This is a genomic window from Frigidibacter sp., from assembly GCF_030695035.1.
Lineage (GTDB): Bacteria > Pseudomonadota > Alphaproteobacteria > Rhodobacterales > Rhodobacteraceae > Frigidibacter.
On sequence record NZ_JAUYTT010000010.1, the window covers coordinates 125,442 to 144,962 of the forward strand.

Genomic DNA, 19,521 nt, shown 5'->3' on the forward strand with positions numbered 1-19,521 from the left:
CAATGGCGCTGCACTATGATGAGATCGTCCGCACCGGCCTCTCCAAGCAGGTCGCCGACCTGATCCGCGCCGCCATTCTGGAAGGGCGCCTGCAGGTCGATGAGCGGCTTCCCAGCGAAGACGAACTCTCCCGCCGCTTCGGAATTTCCCGCCCGACGGTGCGCGAGGCGTTGAAGGTGCTGGCGGCGCAGAACCTGATCCGCTCGCGCCGCGGCCCGACCGGCGGCACCTTCGTCAACCGCCCTGATCTCGACGCCGCGGGCCGCGCCATTGCGGAGGCCTCGACGCTGCTGGTGGGCGTCGGAACCTTCGGCGTCGATGAGATCGTCACCGCGCGGATCGAGACCGAGGCGATCTGCTGCCGGCTGGCGGCGGCGAACCGCAGCGACGAAGACCTTGCCCGGCTTGAGGCCGAGATTGTCATCCAGCGCGATGAGGGGCTGACCGATGAGGCCTTCTGCGCCTCCGACGTGCGCTTTCACCGGGCTATCGTCACCGCCTCGGGCAACGGGCCGTTGCGGCTGATGATGCACACGGTGATCGAAAGCTTCATCCCGGTGACCAACATGCTGATCTTCGGCGAGCATGAGCGACGCCGCAGCGTCGGCAGCCATGCGCGGGTGCTCGAGGCGATTGCGGCGCGCGATGCAGAGCGCGCGGCACAGGAGATCCGCGGGCATCTGGAGGGGATGCGCGCGGTGCTTATTCAGGCGCTGGACCGGCGGGCTTCCCGCGCGGTGGCAGGCGCCGCTGAGGGAGGAGAGACCGAATGACCGATACGTTTCGCGCGCTGATGATCGTGGAGCATGAGGGCAAGCCGAAGGCCGAGTTCCGCCAGCTGACGCAGGCTGACCTGCCGGACCATGAGGTGCTGGTCGAGGTTTCCTATTCCACCGTCAACTACAAGGACGGGCTGGCTGTCAGCGGCAAGGGCCGCATCGCGCGGCGACTGCCGATGGTGGCGGGGATCGACCTTGCAGGCACGGTCGTGGAAAGCCGCTCGCCGGACTGGGCACCGGGCGACAAGGTCATCGTCAATGGCTGGGGCCTGTCGGAGACAGAATGGGGCGGCTACAGCCGGTTTCAACGGCTCAAGCCGCAATGGCTGACGCGGCTGCCCGAGGCGTTCAGCATGGAGCAGGCGATGGCGGTGGGCACGGCGGGCTATACCGCTGCGCTGTGCGTACTGGCGCTGGAGGATTGGGGGACGATCACGCCCGGCGGGGCCGAGGTGCTGGTGACCGGGGCGGCTGGCGGCGTCGGCTCTACCGCCATCGCGCTGCTGTCGGCGGCGGGCTACCGGGTGACGGCGGCGACGGGCCGGCCCGAGACGCAGGACTATCTGGCCGGTCTGGGCGCCACCGGGTTCGTGGAGCGTGCGGCGCTGGCCGAAAAGGGCGGGGCCCTGCAGAAGGAACGCTGGGGCGGCGCGGTGGATTCGGTTGGCTCTACTACGCTGGCCAATGTGCTGGCGCAGACTGTGTATGGCGGCGCCGTTGCCGCCTGCGGACTGGCCGGCGGGATGGACCTGCCAGCCACGGTGGCGCCGCATATCCTGCGCAGCGTGGCGCTGCTGGGGGTGGACAGCGTGATGGCCCCGCAGGCGCGGCGCGACCGGGCCTGGGATCTGCTGGCCCGTCGGCTGGACAAGGCGCATCTGGCTAGCATCGCCCGGACAGAGCCGCTGTCGGTTCTGCCAGAGCTGGCGGCCGACATCGTGGCGGGGCGCATCCGGGGCCGTGTGGTCATCGACGTGAATACCTGACGATTGCAGCGCCGGGGGAAGCCCCGGCGCTGGCTCTACCGGGCCGCCACCTCGGCGGCACGGGCGCGCAGCACGAACTTCTGGATCTTGCCGGTCGAGGTCTTGGGCAGATCGGTGAACACCACCCGGGCCGGGCATTTGTAGGGCGCGATGGTTGCCCGGCAATGCGCGATGATCGCCGCCTCGGTCGGGGCGCGCCCCGGCCGCAGCTCCACAAACGCGCAAGGCCGCTCGCCCCATTTCTCATCCGGCATGGCGACCACGGCACACAGCGCCACATCGGGGTGCCGGTAGATCGCATCCTCTACCTCGATGGACGAGATGTTCTCGCCGCCCGAGATGATGATGTCCTTGGAGCGGTCCTTCAGCTGCACATAGCCGTCAGGATGCATCACCCCCAGATCGCCGGAATGGAACCAGCCGCCGGCAAAGGCCTCCTCCGTTGCCTTGGCGTTCTTCAGATAGCCCTTCATCACCAGATTGCCGCGGAACATCACCTCCCCCAGCGTCTCGCCATCGGCTGGGACGGGGTGCAGCGTCTCGGGGTCCAGCACTGCCAGATCGGAGAGCGACAGATAACGGATCCCCTGCCGCGCCTTGTGGGCGGCCTGGTCGGCGGGCGGCAGCGCGTCCCAGGCGCTGTGCCATTCGTTGCCCACCGTCGGCCCATAGCTTTCGGTCAGGCCGTAGAGATGGTTCACATGAAAGCCCTGCTCCTTCATCGCCTGCAGCACCGCCTCGGGCGGCGGGGCGGCGGCGGTGTTGAAGGTCACCTTGTGGGGCAGGGCGCGCTTGGCCGCATCCGGCGCGTTCAGCAGTGTCGACATGACGATGGGCGCGCCGCACAGATGCGTGACGCCGTGATCGGCAATGGCGGCATAGATCGCCTCGGCCCGCACCCATCGCAGGCAGATATGGGTGCCCGCCTGCACGCCGACAGACCAGCTGAAGCTCCAGCCGTTGCAATGGAACATCGGCAGCGTCCACAGGTAGACCGGATGCTTGCCAAGCTCGCCGTGGATCGTGTTGTTCAGCGCCATCAGCGCGGCGCCGCGGTGGTGACAGACGACGCCCTTGGGGTTGCCGGTGGTGCCAGAGGTGTAGTTGAGCGCGATGGCGTCCCATTCATCGAGCGGCACCGCGCCCTCGAACTCCGGGTCGCCGCTGGCGAGGAACTCGGCATAGTCCAGCGTGCCGATGCGGTCGCCCTTGGGATGGGGCGCATCGTCCGGATACTCGCTGTCATCGAAGTCGATGACCAGCGGGCGCACCTCCGCCAGCGCCAGCGCCTGCGCGATCACGCCCGAAAACTCGCGGTCCACGACCAGCACCCGGGTTTCGGCATGGTCCAGCTGAAAGGCGATGGTCGCGGCATCGGTGCGGGTGTTCAGCGAGTGCAGGACCGCCCCGCCCGCCATCGGCACGCCGTAATGCGCCTGCACCATCGGCGGCGTGTTGGACAGCATCACCGTGACGGTATCGCCGCGCCCCACGCCTCGCGCGACCAGCGCCGAGGCAAGGCGGCGGCAGTCCTGCCACAGGTCGGCATAGCTGCTGCGCAGGCGCCCATGGATCACCGCCGGATGGTCCGGATAGGTTCGCGCCGCCCGCTCCAGATAGGACACCGGCGTCATCGGCTGATGGTTCGCGGCGCGGCGGCCAAGTCCGTCTTCGTATTTGTCCAAGGGGGCTCTCCGTCGGCCTTTGGCCTGTCAACCGCTGTGCTTTTCCCGGGCCGCGACCGGCTTTCCGGTTTTCTTCCACTCGCCGAACCCGCCCAGCATCGAGCGGGCCTCGATCCCCATCTCCTGTGCGAGCCGTGCCGCCAGCAGCGACCGCCAGCCAGAGGCGCAGTAGAAGACGAAGGTCTTCGGTTCGGCGAAGCGGGGCTTGTGATAGGGGCTTTCGGGGTCGATCCAGAATTCCAGCATCCCGCGCGGGGCGTGGAAGGCGCCGGGGATCAGCCCTTCGCGCTCCAGTTCCCTCGGGTCGCGGATATCGACGAAGACCACGCCGTCATCGTCCAGCCGCGCCGCCATCTCGTCCCCCGTCACCGACTGCACAAGTGCATCAGCTTCGGCCAGCATGTCCTTGTATCCCTTGGCCATTCTCAGCGCCCCAGTGCATAGAATTCGTCGTTCGGACGCATGCTGGTGACATTCGCCAGCCGGTTCGACATGCCGAAGAAGGCCGAGATCGCGGCGATATCCCAGATATCCTCTTCAGTGAAGCCGTGGGATTGCAGCAGCGCCACATCCTCATCCCCCACCTCATAGGCGCGGGCGGAAACCTTCATGCCGAAGTCGATCATCGCCATCTGCCGCGGGGTCAGGTCGGCCTTGCGATAGTTGATCGCCACCTGATCGGCGATCAGCGGGTTCTTGGCGCGAATCCGCAGGATCGCGCCATGCGCCACCACGCAATACTGGCACTGGTTGGCGTTCGAGGTCGCCACCACGATCATCTCGCGCTCGGCTTTGGTCAGGTTGCCCGGCTTGTCCATCAGCGCGTCGTGATAGGCAAAGAAGGCGCGGAATTCGTCGGGCCGGTGCGCCAGCGTCAGGAAGACGTTGGGCACGAAGCCCGACTTCTCCTGCACGGCGAGAATGCGGGTACGGATATCCTCGGGCATGTCTTCCAGCGCGGGGACGGGAAAGCGGCTGATGGCCGGTGAGGTCATGGTGAGGTCTCCTCCTGGGGCGGACAGATGTCTGCCAGTTCGTGTTGATAGGTCTGGGCGGCGTCGGGCGCCGCGCCCTCGTAAGGCTCGATGCGCACAAGGCAGGTATGGGCCGAGCAGCCCTGCCCGAAGGCCGAGGTGCCGATATCCAGTGTCAGCACGTTGGGGTTGCCCGACAGCTCTGGCCCCCCTGCACCCGCGGGGGTGAACCACGCGCCGGTGGGCAGGATCGCCACGCCCCGCGCCACGGCATCCGTTAGGCAAGCGGTGGCAAGGCAGGCGCCGCGCGCGTTCCACAGGCGCACTGTAGCGCCGTCCGCGATGCCCCGGCCTGCAGCATCGGCCGGGTTCAGCCGCACCTGCTCGCGCCCGCCGCGCTTGTCGGCGAGGCTCGCCTCGGCCGTCTCCAGCTGGCTATGCAAGCGGCCGTTGGGCTGGTGCGAGATCAGGTGCAGCTCGCCCTCTGCCGCGCCGCCCAGCCATTCCGCCGGCTCGATCCAGGCCGGATGCGCGCGGCAATCGGCATAGCCAAGCCGCGCCAGCGTGTCGCTGCCCAGAACGATGCGCCCGCTTTCGGTGTTCAGCGGATGGGCCGCAGGATCGGCGCGATAGGGCGCCAGATAGGTATGACCCTGCTGTACGGGGCAGGCGGCATAGCCCTGCGCCCAGAAGGCTTCAAAATCCGGCATCTCGAAGCCAAGCCGCTGCGCGGCGTAATCGCAGCTTTCGGTGTAGATGTGGCGGATCCAGCCCATCTCGTCGCGTCCTTCGTTGAAGGCAGGGGCGACGCCCAGCTTTTCGGCGATGGCGTTGAAGATATCGAAATCCGACCGCGCCTCGCCCAGGGGGTCGATGGCCTTGGCCATCGCGAGGATGAAGTCCGACCGCTTGTTGCCCGACAGGTCGTTCCGCTCCAGCGAGGTGGAGGCGGGCAGCACGATATCGGCCCGCTTGGCGGTGGCGGTGAACATCGGGTCCTGCACGATGATCGTCTCGGGCCGGGTCCAGGCGTCCGACAGGCGGTTCAGGTCCTGATGGTGATGGAAGGGGTTGCCCCCCGCCCAATAGACAAGGCGGATGTCGGGATAGGTGCGGTCCCGCCCTTCATAGCTGTAGGCGCCGCCGGGGTTCAGCAGCATGTCACTGATCCGCGCCACTGGAATGAAGCTGTCGATCGGCTTGGCGCCTTGCGACATCGCCGGTGACTTGCCGGTGACGAAGGGCGCGCCGACGCCACCAAGCGAGCCATAACCAAAGCCCATGCCGCCGCCCGGCAGACCGATCTGCCCGGTGATCGACGCGAGGGCGATGGCGGCCCAGAACGGCTGCTCGCCATGATGGGCGCGTTGCAAGGCCCAGCTGGCGGTGATCATGCCGCGGGTTTCGGTCAGGCGCCGCGCCAGATCGCGGATCGCCTGCGCGCCGATCCCGGTGATGGCGGCGGCCCAGTCGGCGGTTTTGGCCTGCCCGTCGCCATCGCCGCCCAGATAGGCCAGCAACTGCTCCGACCCGCTGGTGCAGCGCTCAAGGAAGCCTGCATCGTGCCGCCCGGCCAGAACGATCTCTCCCGCCAGCCCCAGCATCAGGGCGGTGTCGGTGTTGGGCCGGATCGGCCACCATTCGGCGCCGGTCCAGTCCGGCAGATCCTCGCGGAAGGGCGAGACGTGGATGACCTTTACCCCCCGCTCCGCGATCTTGCGCAGGTAGCCCTCCAGATAATGCGCGCCGATCCCGCCTGCCTCGCTTTGCGCGGTGCGGGGGCTCATGGCGCCAAAGACCAGCAGCGTCTCGCTATGCTCGGCGATGGTGTCGAGCGTGTTGGACTGCCCGCCGCAGGCCCGCTCATCCCCCAGCGTGTGGCGCAAGATCACCGGGCCCGCGGCGATGGAGTAGGTGTCGACATGGCCGGTGTAGCCGCCGGCAAGGTTCATCATCCGCCGCAACAGGGTGCAGGCATGGTGAAAGCGCCCGCAGCTTGTCCAGCCATAGCTGCCGGCGAAGATCGAGGCATTGCCGTGGTCGCGCGACACGCGGCGGATCTCGCCGGCAACCAGATCGGTCGCCTCGTCCCAGCTGACCGGCACGAAACGCTCGCTGCCGCGGCCGCGCCGATTGCTGCCCTCCCGCGCCGCCAGCCAGCCTTCGCGCACCATCGGGCGCAGGATGCGGCGGTCCGGCTTGGCCCAGTCGGTGACGGACTGGATGATGGCCGAGGGGGCGGGGTCATGCTCGAACGGCTCGACACCGACGATGCGGCCCTCCTCGACCAGCAAGGTATAGGCGCCCCAATGGCTGCAATGCGGAACCCGGCGGATCATGTCTTGCATCCCTCAGATAACGGCTTCGATCAGGAACGGCCCCTTGCGGGCCAGGGCGGTGCGCAGCAGGTCGCGGAAACCCTCGACCGTATTGGCCCGCGCCGCCTCGACGCCCATCGCGTTCGCCATCTGCACCCAGTCGATGGCGGGGTTGTCGAGGTCCAGCATCCGGCTTGCATTCTCGCCCGCGGGTCCGGCGCCGACGTTCAGCAGCTCGCCATGCAGGATCTGGTAGCGGCGGTTGGCGAAGACGATGGTCAGCACGTCCAGCTTTTCGCGCGCCTGCGTCCACAGGCCCTGAACCGTGTACATGCCGCTGCCATCGGCCTGCAGCCCGATGACCTTGCGGTCCGGGCAGGCGACGGCGGCGCCGGTCGCCATCGGGATGCCATCGCCGATGGCACCGCCGGTCAGCTGCAGGAAGTCATGCGGCGCGGCGCCATAGGTCGTGCGGAAGAAATCCCGGCCCGAGGTGATGGACTCGTCGCAGACAATCGCCCCTTCGGGCATGGCGCCGGCAAGGGCGATGGCGATGGCATCAGGCGTCAGCTTGCCCGTGGGCAGGTCTGGCCGATGCCGCGGTGCCAGCCGGGGCGCCGGGGCCATGCCCACCTCATCCGCCAGCGCCTCGATGGCCGCGGGCAGGTCGTGGTCAGGGCTGGCAAGCTCCAGCACCGTGCAGGCTTCTGGCAGCATCGAGCCGGGCTTGCCGGGATAGGCGAAAAAGCCGACGGGGGCCTTGGCGCCGACCAGGATGACCTGCTCGGTCGTGGCAAAGCTGGCCAACGCCAGATCGATCACATAGGGCACGCGGTCCACCGCCACCCGGCCCGCGCCGCGCTGCATCCGGCCATTGGCCTGCTGCGCCAGCACCCGCGCGCCGGTTTTCTGCGCGATACGGTCCAGTATCTCCATCTGCGGCGCGCGCAGGGCCGTGCCGGTGACGAGGATCGTGGTCGCGCGGCCGTTGCGCAGCAAGGCTGCCGCCTGCCGGACCTGCGCCGCATCGGGCGCGGAGGGCGTGGGCAGCGTGATCGCCACCGGCGGGGTAAACTCCGTCTCTGTCCAGGCGGCATCGGCGGGCAGGATCAGCGTGGAGATGCCACCCGCGCCGGCGCGGGCGGCGCGGATCGCTTCTTCGGTGCGGCGGCCCACGGCCTCGGCAGCCTCGGCGCGGCCGACCCAGTGCGACATCGGCCGGGCCAGCGCATCGATATCCGAGGTCAGCGGCGCGTCATGGACAAGGTGATAGGTGGCATGGTCGCCGACCACGTTCACCATCGGTGTGCGGGCACGGCGCGCGTTGTGCAGGTTCGCCAGCCCGTTCGCCAGCCCCGGCCCGGTATGCAGCAGCGTGACCGCCGGCTTTTCGGCCATGCGGGCATAGCCATCGGCGGCGCCGGTCACCACACCCTCGAAAAGGCCAAGCACGCAGCGCATCCGCGGCTGACGGTCGAGGGCCGCCACGAAATGCATTTCAGACGTGCCGGGATTGGCAAAGCAGGTGTCGATGCCATTGGCCAGCAGGGTTTCGCAAAGAAGGTCGGCGCCGTTCATTGAGGTCTCCGGGCAAGGGGTTCGGCTTGGGCCTGCAGATCGGCCAGCGCGGGCCAGTGGGGGCGTATCGCCTCGACCAGCGCGGCGAAGAGGGCGTATTTCTGCGCGGCGTAGCGGGTGATTTCGGCGGGCTGCGGCCCGACCGTCTCGGTCGGCGAACCAATCCAACGAGCGGCGATGGTGTCAAGCTCTTCGCCCAGCAAGAACCGCGCGCCGATGGCGGCGAGCCCGCGCAACCCTGCATGACCGCCGGGGCTGAGCTGCACCTCATACCCCGTCGCGGCGGCCAGGAATTGCGCGAAATGCCGGTCGCCCGCCAGCCCGCCACCCAGCGACAGCGCGCCCGGCTCGGGCCCCAGCAGCGCGTGGCTATGCCGCGCGACGAAGGCCAACGCCTCGCGCCCCGCCCAGGCAATCTCGCCGGGCGTGGTGGCGGCGGTCAGTCCCAGCAGGGCACCGGTGGCGTGCGGGTCGGTCCAGGGCGAGCGCTCGCCGCCCGGCTCGAAGAACGGATGAAGGATCAGGCCGGAGTAGCGGGGCGGTGCCGGAGCCGGCAGGTCGGCGAACTGGCGGGCGAGGTGCTGCAGCAGCGTCGCGCCGTTGAAGCTGGGGTGAAAGCACAGCCATCCTGGCCCCAGCGCGAATTGCTGCACCATCGCGCCGGGCGGCGCCTCTGCCATCGAAGCGGGGTCATGGTGCAGGCAGGCATGGATCGAGCTGGTGCCGAAGATCGAGGCGCGCGCCACGCCCGGGCGGCTGCCGAGGCCAAGGCCGATCAGCGTGGATTGCACATCGCCCGGGCCCAGCAGGACCGGCAGGCCGAGGGGCAGGCCGATATCGGCGGCAAGGCCGGCGCGGCAGGCGCCGACGGGCTGAAACTCGGGCAGCAGCGCCAGCCCGCGCGTCAGGCCAAGCGCCTGTTCGACGCCAGCCGCCAGCTGCCCATCGCGCCAGTTGCCCCAGACCGGCAGGGCGGCCGTCGGCTCACCCGCAACGCGGCCGGTCAGCGACAGGAACAGCCATTCCTTCGCCCGCAGCGCATGGGCGATCCGGGCCAACTGTTCAGGTTCATTCCGCTGCAGCCACAGCAGCTGAAGACTGGCAGAGGCGGCGGTGGGGCGCGAGCCGGTGATCGCCTGCACCGCGTCCAACGCCGGGGCAAGCTCTGTCACCAGCCCGCGCGCCCGCCCGTCCAGCCAGGTCAGCGCCCGGCCCACGGGCTGCCCCGCTGCATCCACCGGCCAGAGCCCGTCGCCCTGCCCGGTGATGATCAGCCCCGAGACCAGCCGAGCCACCGGCACCGAAAGCTGCGCCACGCAGTCCCGCAGCACCGCCAAAGCCTCGGCCCGCGTCACCTCCATGTCCTGCTCGACCCGCGCGCCCTCGCGGCGCAGGGCGCCGTTCGGGCGTTCGGAACTGGCGATCATGCGGCCCCGGCCATCGAAGGCCGCCGCCTTGACCGCCGTGGTCCCTGAATCGAGGCAGAGCAGAACCTGGTCCATCACGATGCCTGACGAAGGCCTTCCTGAACCTCGGGCGTCTGCTGGCCATAGGTCTTGAACTTGACCAGCACTTCCGCGATCTCTGCCTCGGACAGGACCGGGGGCGTGCCAAGCGGCAGGCACAGCAGGTACTGCGTCGCCAGCTCTTCAACCGTGACCGCCAGCGCCAGCGCCCGCGCGATCGACACATGCGCCGCGATCACCCCGTGATGCGCCAGCAGGCAGGCGCGGCGCCCTTCCAGCGCGGTGACCACCCGGTTGGCCAGCTCTTGCGAGCCGAAAATCTCATAGGGCGCGCAGCGGATGGTGGATCCGCCCGCGGCGGCGATGGAATAGTGGATCGCCGGGATGTCATGGCCGAGGATCGACACGCTGGTCGCTTGCGTGGAATGGGTGTGGACCACGGCATTCAGATCGGGCCGGGCCCGCAGGATATCGCGGTGAAAGCGCCATTCCGACGAGGGCAGGACGTCGCCCGCAAAGGTCGCGTCCCAGTTCATCGCCACCACATGCTCGGGCATCAGCTTGTCATAGGGGATGCCGGTGGGCGAGATCAGGAAGCCGTCGCCGTGGCGGACGCTGATATTGCCGGCGGTTCCCTTGTTTATGCCCAGCCGGTTCATGCTGCGGCAGGCTTCCAGCAGTTCGGTGCGCAGGGCGCGGTCTTCATCGGTCATGGCAAACCTCATGTGCAGGGGTAAAGCGGGGCCTGGCCGCCCAGGATCAGGGCGATGTCCTCGGCGATCATGGCCGCAGCCTTGGTGGCGGAATAGCGCGACGCCCCGGCGATATGGGGCGAGAGCGTGACATTGGGCAGCTTCAGCAGCGGCCAGTCGGGCGGCGGCGGTTCCGGATCGAACGTGTCCAGCGCCGCGCCTTTCAGATGGCCCGACACGAGCGCATCATAGAGCGCGGCATAGTCCAGAACCTGCCCGCGGGTGGTGTTCACGATGTAGCCGCCGGGCTTCATCATGGCGATGCGCTCGCGGCTGATCATGCCCTTGGTCTGCGGCGTGACGCGGGGGTGCAGGGTGACCACATCGGCCTGCCGCATCACATCATCCAGATCTGCCTTGCGGAAGCCGGCGGCCTGTTCCTCCTCCGTCAGCTCCTTGAACGGGTCATAGATCAGGATCGAACAGCCGAAGGGCCGCAGCAGACGCGCGACACGGGTGCCGATATCGCCATAGCCGATGATCCCCACGGTCAGCTCGCACAGCTCTGGCCCGGTATTGGCGTAGTGGTAGAATTCGCGCCCGAAGGTGCCGTTCGCCACCGCCAGATGCCCGCGGATCAGGTTGCGGGTTTCGGCTAGCAGCGAGGCGACGGTGAATTCGGCCACCGCCGAGGCATTGCGCCCGGGCGTGTTGACGACGGTGATGCCGCGTTCGCGCGCCGCCGCCATCTCGATATTCACCGGCCCGCCGCGCGAAACGGCAATCAGCCGCAGGTTCGGGGCATGGTCGAGGCTTTGGCCGGTGATCGGGGCCAGATGGGTGATGAGGATGTCGAGATCACAGAGGAAGCCGAAGTACTCCTCGGGCCGCCCGACGAACTCGCCCACCGGCAGGGTCGGGTCGTGTTTCGTGGATTTCAGTCGTAGCGGCCAGTCCAGCTCCATCTGCCGGAAGCGCAGGTCACGGTCCGGCAGGCGGGCTTTCAGGGCGTCCTCGAAGAAGGCCGGCTGCATGAAGCCGTCGCCAATGATGCCGATGGTCAGGGGCTGCTGGGTCATGGTCAATCCTCAGGCGTCAGACACGGAGGCGGGCACTGCAGGCGCATCCAGGCCCGGCAGCACATCGCGGTAGCGGTTGGTATCAAGCCCGCGCTCTGCCATCACCTCGGCAGTGTGCTGCGCGAATTGCGGCGGGGCGAGGCGGTAGCTGGCGGGGGTGCGCGACAGCTTGATCGGGCTGCCGGTGCCGCGATAGGCGCCGATATCCACCACCATCTCGCGGTGGAGGGTGTGGGGATCGGCGACCACCTGATCGATGCTGCGCACCGCGCCGCATGGCACGCCGGCCTTGATCAGCCGGTCCGACAGATCGGCGCAGTCAAAGCCGGCAAGCGCCGCCTCCAATTCCACCTTCAGCGCATCGCGGTGGATGTTGCGCTGGCTGTTCGCGGCAAAGCGCGGATCCCCCGGAAGGTCCGGGCGCCCGATCATGGCGCAGAGGATGGCGAACTGGCGGTTGTTTCCGACGGCCAGAAATACCGGCTCGGTCGCGGTGGCGAAGGTGTCATAGGGGCAGATATTGGGATGGGCGTTGCCCGACGGCTCTGCCACCTTCCCCGACAGGTAGTAATTCGGCAGATGCGGATGCAGCAGCGACACGCCGCAATCGTAAAGGCTGGTATCGACGAACTGGCCCTTGCCGCTGGCCGCCCGCTCATGGATCGCCATCATGATGCCAAGCGCGGCGTTGAGGCCGGTGACCATATCTACCACTGGCAGACCGACGCGCAGCGGCTGGCCGCCCTGCTCGCCATTCACGCTCATGATCCCGCACAGCGCCTGGATGGCCGCGTCATAGCCCGGAAGGCCGCCCATCGGCCCGTCGGCGCCAAAGCCCGAGATGCGGGCGTGGATCAGCCGGGGAAAGCGGCGCGACAACTCGTCTTGCCCCACGCCCCACCGCTCCAGCGTGCCGGTCTTGAAATTCTCGATGAAGATGTCGGCATCGGCCAGCAGGTCCAGCAGCAGATCGCGCCCCGCCTCTTGGGCAAGGTCGACGGCGATTCCGCGCTTGTTGCGGTTGAGGCCGAGGAAATAACTGGCAGCGCCGTCCAGAAAGGGCGGGCCCCAGCCGCGGGTTTCGTCCCCGGCGGGCGGTTCGACCTTGATCACGTCGGCGCCGTGATCGGCGAGGATCTGCCCGGCATAGGGCCCCCCCAGTACGCGGCTGGCGTCAATCACCTTTAGATTGGCCAGAGAACCGGGTTTGAACATTGGGCATCGTCCTTTCAGGCAACCAGTGCAGCCAGATCGCGGCGCCAGTCGGCGGCGAAGGCGGGATAGGTTTCGGCAAGCTCGGTCAGCACGCGGCCGCGCATCAGCGACAGCGTGGCGGCATCCGGCTGGGGGGTCTGGGTCGGGGCGGCGGGGGCGTCATAGGCAAAGCCCGTCGCTTCGGCGATTTCGGCCGCGCTGTGGCCGGGGTGGACGCTGTCCAGCGTGAAGCCCGGGCGCGCCTTGTCGAACCGGAACAGTGCCTTGCTGGTCAGCAGCGCCACCGGCCCGCCGGGGCGATAGACGCCCTCTGGGCTGGTGCCGGGGGCCGAGATAAAATCCACCTTCTCGACCAACACGCGGCGCGTGTGCTCTTCGCGAAACAAGATCACCCTCGGAACCGTGAAATAGAGGTACGCCGACCCGAAGGATCCGGGCCAGCGGACCGAGGTGGCCGGGTAGTCGCCCACCCCCACCAGATTGACATTGGCCTGCCCGTCGATCTGCCCGCCGCCAAGGAAGAAGGCATCGAGCCGCCCCTGTCCGGCGGAATCGAACAGCTCTGCCGAGCCGTTGGTGAAGAAGTTATGCTCGACCGATCCCAGCACCGACAGGCGCACCTGACGGCTTGGCTCGTCCAGCGCCCGGCGCAGCATCGAGCCGGCTGCGGGGATGGGTGAGGAGGCGCCTACCGCCACCAGCCGCACGCCCTCCAGCAGGCGGGCGATGGTGAAGATCAGCGTTTCGCGCGGCAGGATAGGGGTCATGCCGGTACCTCCTGCGCCATGTATTCGGCAAAGCCCGCCTCGGTGCGGGCGGCGCGGGCGTAGCGGATCAGCTCATCGGTATCGGTGCCGTATTCGCCCCAGAGGCCATAAGGCCATGCCCCGCGCGGCGCCGGTGCGATAGCGGTGATATAGAGCGCGGGCAAGGTGCCCGCCGCTGTCATCTCATCGGCCAGCAGGTTGTACTCGACGATGCGTTCCACCGTGACCAGCGTTTCTGCCGAAGCATAGGCCATCGCCGCCAGCTCGCGCCGCCGCCCGATCCAGACATTGCCGAAGCGGTCGGCCATCGGGGCGTGGAAGATCGCCACATCGGGGTGGATCGCCGGGATCAGCACGATGGGGTCGCCGCCTGTGTCAAAGGGGTTGTCGATCACGCGCCAGTCGTCCCGGTGGCGCAGCACATCGGTGCCGATCAACCCGCGCATCGGCATGAAAGAGCTGCCCTTCTGCGCCGCCATCAGCCCGGCATGGATCGCGGGGCAGGTGGCGTCGCGCAGGCGGATCGCGCCGTCCTGCACCGCCTGATTGAAGCGCGGGGCGCCCCCGGCCTCGCCCAGTGACACGGCGCTGGTTTCCACGCCGCGGACAAGACCCGCCCCGATCAGTTGATCGACCTGAAGCCCCCCGGTCGGCACGCAGACCAGATCCAGATCGCCTGCGCCATGCGCGATCAGCGGGCGGGTCATGGCCATCGACACGCCGGCGTAATCGACCGGCAGGGCGATTCGCATTCCGGGGCGGATGCGCGCGGCCATGGCCCGCAGATCGGCTTGCATCTGTGTCCTCCCCTTCGGTTTTGCGGCAGCGCGCCTAGCGTTCTACAATATAGAACAATATTCTGAAAATCAGGATAGGCAGAGCTTGGCAGGGGTGTCAATCGCTGCTGCGAGGGGGGCACACAGAGAATTTTCGGTCCGGCCGGCGCCGCCGACGCGGAACTTCTTGACAAGCGCGAAACTCACCTGAAAATGAAATACGGAATGCTGTTCTATAATGTAGAACGCATGGGAGGATGCAATGATACAGACCCAGACTTTGCGCGATCCGCGTGGAGAGGTGGCGCCGTCCGGCCGGGCGGGGCGCGGACAGGACATCATCGGGGCCCGGATCTCGATGCGCGAGGTCACCAAGAAATACGGGGCCTTCGTCGCCGCCGACCGCATCAGCCTTGATGTCGAGCCGGGGGAGTTCATCACCCTTCTGGGTCCGTCCGGTAGCGGCAAAACCACGCTGCTGAACCTGCTGGCCGGGTTCCAGCGCATCGATGGCGGCGAGGTGTTGATCGACGGCAAGTCGATCACCCATGTACCGACCCATCGGCGCGGGTTTGGCATGGTGTTCCAAAGCTATGCGCTGTTTCCCAACATGACCGTGGCGCAGAACGTAGCTTTTCCGATGCGGATGGCGGGGCTTGACCGGGCCGCCTCGGACCGGCGCGTGGCGGAAACGCTCGAGATGATGCGGCTTTCGGAACATGCGGCCAAGACACCGTCCGAGATGTCGGGCGGGCAGCAGCAGCGGGTGGCGATTGCCCGGGCCATCGTGATGCGCCCGCGCGTCGTGCTGATGGACGAGCCGCTGTCGGCGTTGGACCGGCGGCTGCGTGAGTCAATCCAGATCGAGCTGCGCGAGCTGCACCAGACCATCGGCAGCACGATCCTGTTCGTGACCCATGACCAGAGCGAGGCGCTGACGATGAGCGACCGTATCGCCGTGCTGGACAAGGGCCACATCATCCAGGTGGACCGCCCGCTGGAAATCTACCGCCACCCGAAAAGCCGCTTCGTCGCCGGCTTCGTCGGCGAGAGCAATCTGATCGAGGCCGAAGTGCTGGAGCGGCGGGGCGACATCGCCACCCTCCGCAGCAAGGCCGGGCATGTCTTTCAGGCTGGCAGCCGCAATGTCCCCTCCATCGGCAAGGTGACGGTGCTGATCCGTCCCGAACGCATGGCGCTGCATGACAGCCCGCAGCCCGGCACCGCCCCGGCGACCGTCACCTCGGCGTTGTTCATGGGCGAGACGCTGCGCATCGAGGCAGCGATGGAGGGTGGCGAGACGCTGCTGATCCGCTGCCCGGACACTGCGGCCCGCGAATTGCCTGCGCCGGGCAGCAAGATCCATGTCGGCTGGGGTGCGCAAGATTGCTGGGTGCTGGCATGACCGCCGCGCCGCTGTCTGGCACGGCCGCGCCAAGGCCGCGTGGCGCCTGGCTGAAATCTCCGGCGCTGCTGCTGGTGCCGGCCGTGCTGTTCCTGGCCGCGATCTACGTGATGCCGCTGATCGATCTCGGCCGCGTCAGCGTCGCCGCCGATCCGTGGTGGAGCCATATTGCGCGGGTCTTCTCGGTCCCGCTCTATTGGGAATCGCTGCTGCGTACGATGAAGATCGCGCTGACGGTCGCCTGCCTCTGTGCGCTGTTCGGCTATCCCACGGCGCTGCTGATCCAGCGCAGCCGGGGCAGCGTGCAGGCGATGATCGCCACGGCGGTGATCCTGCCCTACTTCATCGCCATCCTGATCCGGACCTATGCCTGGATGGTGCTGCTGGGGCGCAACGGGCCGATCAACAAGACCGCCATCTGGCTGGGCATCTATGACGAGCCGCTGGCGCTGTTGTTCAACCGGGGCAGCGTGCTGATGGGCATGACGGCGGTGCTGATGCCGCTGATGGTGCTGTCGATCTATTCCAGCCTGTCGCGGCTGGACCAGAACCTGATCCGCGCGGCGCTGGCCAGCGGGGCCGGGCCGCTGGCGGTGTTCTGGCGGGTGCTGCTGCCGCTGACCCTGCCTGGCATCGGCGCCGGGTTCCTGCTGGTCTTCGTCAGCGCGCTTGGCTTCTTTATCACCCCCACTTTGCTGGGTGGCCCGGGCGACCAGATGTTCGCCATGCACATCACCCAGCAGGCCGATTCCATCACCGGCGAGGGCTTCTTGCAGGCGCTGGCGGTGGTGCTGCTGGTGATCACGCTGGTCGTTGTCGGCATCGCCGGCCGGCTGATGGGGTTCGAGTTCATCTGGGGCGGCGGCAAGCTGTCCGAGGTGGCAGAGACTCCGGCAAAATCCAAGCGCGCCGCCGCCGGGCCGACGCGGCGCAGCGCCAGGATGCTGGTGGCCGATATGGCTGGCTGGCCGATCCTGCGCCTGCTGGGGCGGATGCCTGCCGACACCGGCAAGTGGACGGTGCGGATCCTCGGCGGGTTCGTGCTGTGCACGCTGATCCTGCCGATCCTTGTGGTGATCGTCATCTCGTTCAGCAAGGCCAGCTACCTGACCTTCCCGCCGCCGGGCTGGTCGCTGCAGTGGTACGAGAAGTTCTTTTCGGACTCGAACTGGATGTCGGCCTTCTGGAACTCGCTGGGGATCGCGGCGCTATCCTCGGTGATGGCGGTTGCGCTTGGCGCGACGGCTGCGATAGGCATCGTGCGGAGCGAGATCCGCTATAAATCGGCGGTGATGCTGCTGCTGGTCAGCCCGATGATCGTGCCGCCGGTGGTGCTTGGCCTGTCGCTCTACAGCCTGTTCCTGCACCTCAACCTTGTCGGCACCTATTTCGGCCTCGCGGCCGCCCATGCCATCGGCGGCATCCCGATCGTGATCGTGATCGTCGCCGCCTCGCTGCAGGCGGTGGACCGGCAGCTGGAGCAAAGCGCGGCCGTGCACGGCGCCTCGGTGCTGACGGTGTTCCGCACGGTGACCCTGCCCGCCATCGCGCCGGGGCTCGCCGCGGCGGTGTTCTTTGCCTTCCTGCACTCGTTCGACGAACTGGTGCTGTCGCTGTTCCTGTCCAGCCCGCGGATGAAGACGCTGCCGCTGATGCTCTGGGCCGACATCAACTATCAGCTCAACCCGGTTCTGGCCGTCGTCTCGACGCTGGAAGTCGTGCTGGTCGTCGGTGGGATCTTCCTCGCGCGGCCCGTCTTCGGGCGGTCGCGCGCGGCACACTGACTGCAAACCCAAGTAAAACAGAGGAGGAGATGTGATGCTTGGATCTTATCGACTGAAAGGAATGGTGTCGGCCCTGGCCGTCACCGCCGCATTCGGCGCCGGTCCGGTGCTGGCGCAAAGCACCGAGGTGATCATGCAAGATCCCGGCGGCGGCTATGGCGAGGCGCTGCGCAAGGTGATGTACGATCCCTTCGAGGAGGAGACTGGCATCGACGTCATCACCGTGCAGGAGGCGCGGTCCGGCCCGCGCATCAAGGCGCAGGTCGAGGCTGGCAAGACCGAATGGGACCTGACCTTCATCTTCGACCAGGAAACGAAGCTTCTGGGTGATTGCTGCCTGGCCGATATCGACTATTCGATGATGTCGGAAGGCGCGCAGAAGACGCTGGCCGCCATGCCGGACAACCTCAAGCGGCCCAAGGGCGTCGCGCTGCAGGTGATCGGCGTCGGCCTTGTCTACAACACCGACGTCTATTCCGAGGAAGAGGCCCCGAAAAGCTGGGCCGATTTCTGGGATGTCGAGGCGTTCCCGGGCAAGCGCTGCCTGCCGGCCTGGCCGCGCTTCGTGATGGAAGCGGCGCTGATGGCCGACGGCGTGGAGAAGGACCAGCTCTACCCGCTGGACATGGACCGCGCGCTGGCGAAGATCGCCGAGATCAAGCCGCATGTGTCGAAATGGTGGACCACCTCGGCGCAGCCGCCGCAGCTGTTGCTGGATGGAGAGGCCGACATGTGCATGGCCTATACCGGATCGACCTCGAAACTGGCGCTGGAAGGCGCCCCGATCGAGGTGGAGTGGAACCAGGGCTTCATCTATTACGACTTCTTCTCGATCCCGAAGGACGGGCCGAACTACGAAAACGCCATGAAGCTGCTGTCCTGGCGGCTGGAGCCCGAGCGTGCGGCCGAGCTGACCTCCAACTTCCCGGTGGCACTGCCGTCCTCGGTGGTGTTCGAGGCGGCGGACCCGGCGGTCAGCACCTACTGGGCCAACAACCCCGCCAACGTTTCGCGCGCCATCGAGTGGAGCCCGGACTATTGGGGGGCGATGTCGGAAGGCGGCACGACCACCAATGAAGAGCATGGCCAGGAACAGCTGAACGCGCTGCTGGCACAATAAGTCACAGGAATGGCCGCGACGCTTCTGTCGCGGCCATCGCATTCTGCGCTATAGTCGGCGGCCAGGGCGCTGCCGGCGCGCAGAGTGAGTATCGGGACATCTATGGACAAAGCCTTCGTCAAGGGACTGCGCCTTGTGGAAACCCTCGCCCTCAGTGACCTGCCCCGCGGGGTCAGCGATCTGGCGGCAGAGCTGGAGATGACCAAGAGCAACGTTCATCGCCTGCTGCAGACCCTGCAGGCTCACGGCTATGTGCGGCAGGTTCCGGCGAACAGCACCTATGAGCTGACGACCAAGATCTGGGAGCTTGGCAGCCACGTCATCCGCCGCATGGACCTGATCAAGATCGCGCGCCCGGCGATGACCCGGCTGGCCGAGCAGACGGGCGAGACGGTTCACCTGTCGGTGCTGGAAGACATCGATGTGATCTATCTCGACAAGATCGAAAGCGCGCATCACATCCGCGCCAATACCAGCGTCGGCTCTCGGGCGCCGGCGTTCACCGTGGCCACGGGCAAGGCTATGCTGTCGCACATGCCAGACGACTATTTGGAACGGTTCACCCCGCATCTGCGCGCCTATACCGAAACCACCCGCACCACGCTGGCCGAGCTGCGCGAGGACGTCGCTCAGGCCCGCGCGCAGGGCCATGCGCTGGTGCTGCATGGCGAGTGGCGCGACGGTATCGCCGCCTGCGCCTGCGCCATTTTGGGCCGCTCGGGTGAGCTGGTGGGGGCCATCGGCATCTCGGGCCCGGACTCGCGGCTCAAGCGCAAACAGTTGAAGCTGATCGCGCCGCAAGTGATGGAAGCGGCCGAGGCGATTTCGGCCGCCTTGGGCTATTCGCGGCGCTGAGGGCGCCCCAGCGGCAGTCTTTTTGATGCCTCTCTGACGCGG

17 protein-coding genes are annotated in these 19,521 nt (G+C 67.5%); 6 read left to right on the plus strand and 11 right to left on the minus strand.

Features of this window, described 5'->3' with window-relative positions; all coding sequences use genetic code 11:
• Positions 1–2 precede the first annotated feature (2 nt).
• The gene (locus Q8S30_RS09740) at positions 3–773 is read left to right on the plus strand and encodes a FadR/GntR family transcriptional regulator (protein WP_305665831.1); all 771 of its coding nucleotides are present in this window, start codon (positions 3–5) and stop codon (positions 771–773) included.
• On the plus strand, positions 770–1,765 hold the full coding sequence (locus Q8S30_RS09745; protein WP_305665832.1) for an MDR family oxidoreductase: 996 nt from the start codon (positions 770–772) through the stop codon (positions 1,763–1,765). Before Q8S30_RS09740 ends, Q8S30_RS09745 begins: the two co-directional genes overlap by 4 nt.
• Positions 1,766–1,800: 35 nt before the next feature.
• Here Q8S30_RS09745 and Q8S30_RS09750 read toward each other — a convergent pair whose 3' ends face one another.
• The 11 genes from Q8S30_RS09750 to Q8S30_RS09800 are packed head-to-tail and all read right to left on the minus strand — an operon-like array spanning position 1,801 to position 14,336.
• Positions 1,801–3,450 (minus strand): acyl-CoA synthetase, encoded by a 1,650-nt coding sequence (locus Q8S30_RS09750; protein ID WP_305665833.1) that lies wholly within the window; start codon positions 3,448–3,450, stop codon positions 1,801–1,803.
• Between the two features lie 27 nt (positions 3,451–3,477).
• On the minus strand, positions 3,478–3,873 hold the full coding sequence (locus Q8S30_RS09755; RefSeq protein ID WP_305665834.1) for a rhodanese-like domain-containing protein: 396 nt from the start codon (positions 3,871–3,873) through the stop codon (positions 3,478–3,480).
• A gap of 2 nt (positions 3,874–3,875) precedes the next feature.
• Positions 3,876–4,445: a peroxidase-related enzyme gene (locus tag Q8S30_RS09760; protein ID WP_305665835.1), complete on the minus strand. Its 570-nt coding sequence runs from the start codon at positions 4,443–4,445 to the stop codon at positions 3,876–3,878.
• Positions 4,442–6,763: a molybdopterin guanine dinucleotide-containing S/N-oxide reductase gene (locus tag Q8S30_RS09765; protein WP_305665836.1), complete on the minus strand. Its 2,322-nt coding sequence runs from the start codon at positions 6,761–6,763 to the stop codon at positions 4,442–4,444. The genes Q8S30_RS09760 and Q8S30_RS09765 overlap by 4 nt, the downstream gene beginning before the upstream one ends.
• 12 nt (positions 6,764–6,775) lie before the next feature.
• Positions 6,776–8,320, minus strand: a complete 1,545-nt coding sequence (locus Q8S30_RS09770; protein ID WP_305665837.1) for an acetolactate synthase large subunit — start codon at positions 8,318–8,320, stop codon at positions 6,776–6,778.
• Positions 8,317–9,822 (minus strand): FGGY family carbohydrate kinase, encoded by a 1,506-nt coding sequence (locus Q8S30_RS09775; protein WP_305665838.1) that lies wholly within the window; start codon positions 9,820–9,822, stop codon positions 8,317–8,319. The genes Q8S30_RS09770 and Q8S30_RS09775 overlap by 4 nt, the downstream gene beginning before the upstream one ends.
• Positions 9,822–10,499: a class II aldolase/adducin family protein gene (locus tag Q8S30_RS09780; protein ID WP_305665839.1), complete on the minus strand. Its 678-nt coding sequence runs from the start codon at positions 10,497–10,499 to the stop codon at positions 9,822–9,824. The genes Q8S30_RS09775 and Q8S30_RS09780 overlap by 1 nt, the downstream gene beginning before the upstream one ends.
• A gap of 8 nt (positions 10,500–10,507) precedes the next feature.
• Entirely contained in the window at positions 10,508–11,557 is a 1,050-nt protein-coding gene (locus tag Q8S30_RS09785; RefSeq protein ID WP_305665840.1) for a 2-hydroxyacid dehydrogenase, read from the minus strand.
• Between the two features lie 9 nt (positions 11,558–11,566).
• The gene (locus Q8S30_RS09790) at positions 11,567–12,772 is read right to left on the minus strand and encodes a CaiB/BaiF CoA-transferase family protein (protein ID WP_305665841.1); all 1,206 of its coding nucleotides are present in this window, start codon (positions 12,770–12,772) and stop codon (positions 11,567–11,569) included.
• A gap of 14 nt (positions 12,773–12,786) precedes the next feature.
• Positions 12,787–13,539: a CoA-transferase gene (locus Q8S30_RS09795; RefSeq protein WP_305665842.1), complete on the minus strand. Its 753-nt coding sequence runs from the start codon at positions 13,537–13,539 to the stop codon at positions 12,787–12,789.
• Complete coding sequence (locus tag Q8S30_RS09800) at positions 13,536–14,336, minus strand: CoA transferase subunit A (protein ID WP_305665843.1); 801 nt, start codon at positions 14,334–14,336, stop codon at positions 13,536–13,538. Before Q8S30_RS09800 ends, Q8S30_RS09795 begins: the two co-directional genes overlap by 4 nt.
• Before the next feature lie 241 nt (positions 14,337–14,577).
• Between Q8S30_RS09800 and Q8S30_RS09805 the strand changes: the two genes are divergently transcribed.
• The 4 genes from Q8S30_RS09805 to Q8S30_RS09820 all read left to right on the plus strand — a co-directional run bounded on the left by Q8S30_RS09805 (position 14,578) and on the right by Q8S30_RS09820 (position 19,479).
• Entirely contained in the window at positions 14,578–15,720 is a 1,143-nt protein-coding gene (locus tag Q8S30_RS09805) for an ABC transporter ATP-binding protein (protein ID WP_305665844.1), read from the plus strand.
• The gene (locus Q8S30_RS09810) at positions 15,717–17,504 is read left to right on the plus strand and encodes an ABC transporter permease subunit (RefSeq protein WP_305665845.1); all 1,788 of its coding nucleotides are present in this window, start codon (positions 15,717–15,719) and stop codon (positions 17,502–17,504) included. Before Q8S30_RS09805 ends, Q8S30_RS09810 begins: the two co-directional genes overlap by 4 nt.
• 34 nt (positions 17,505–17,538) lie before the next feature.
• Positions 17,539–18,624, plus strand: a complete 1,086-nt coding sequence (locus tag Q8S30_RS09815; protein WP_305665846.1) for an extracellular solute-binding protein — start codon at positions 17,539–17,541, stop codon at positions 18,622–18,624.
• Positions 18,625–18,726: 102 nt separating this feature from the next.
• Positions 18,727–19,479 carry an IclR family transcriptional regulator gene (locus Q8S30_RS09820; protein ID WP_305665847.1) on the plus strand — a complete coding sequence of 251 codons (753 nt, stop codon included), beginning with the start codon at positions 18,727–18,729 and terminating at the stop codon, positions 19,477–19,479.
• Positions 19,480–19,521 lie beyond the last annotated feature (42 nt).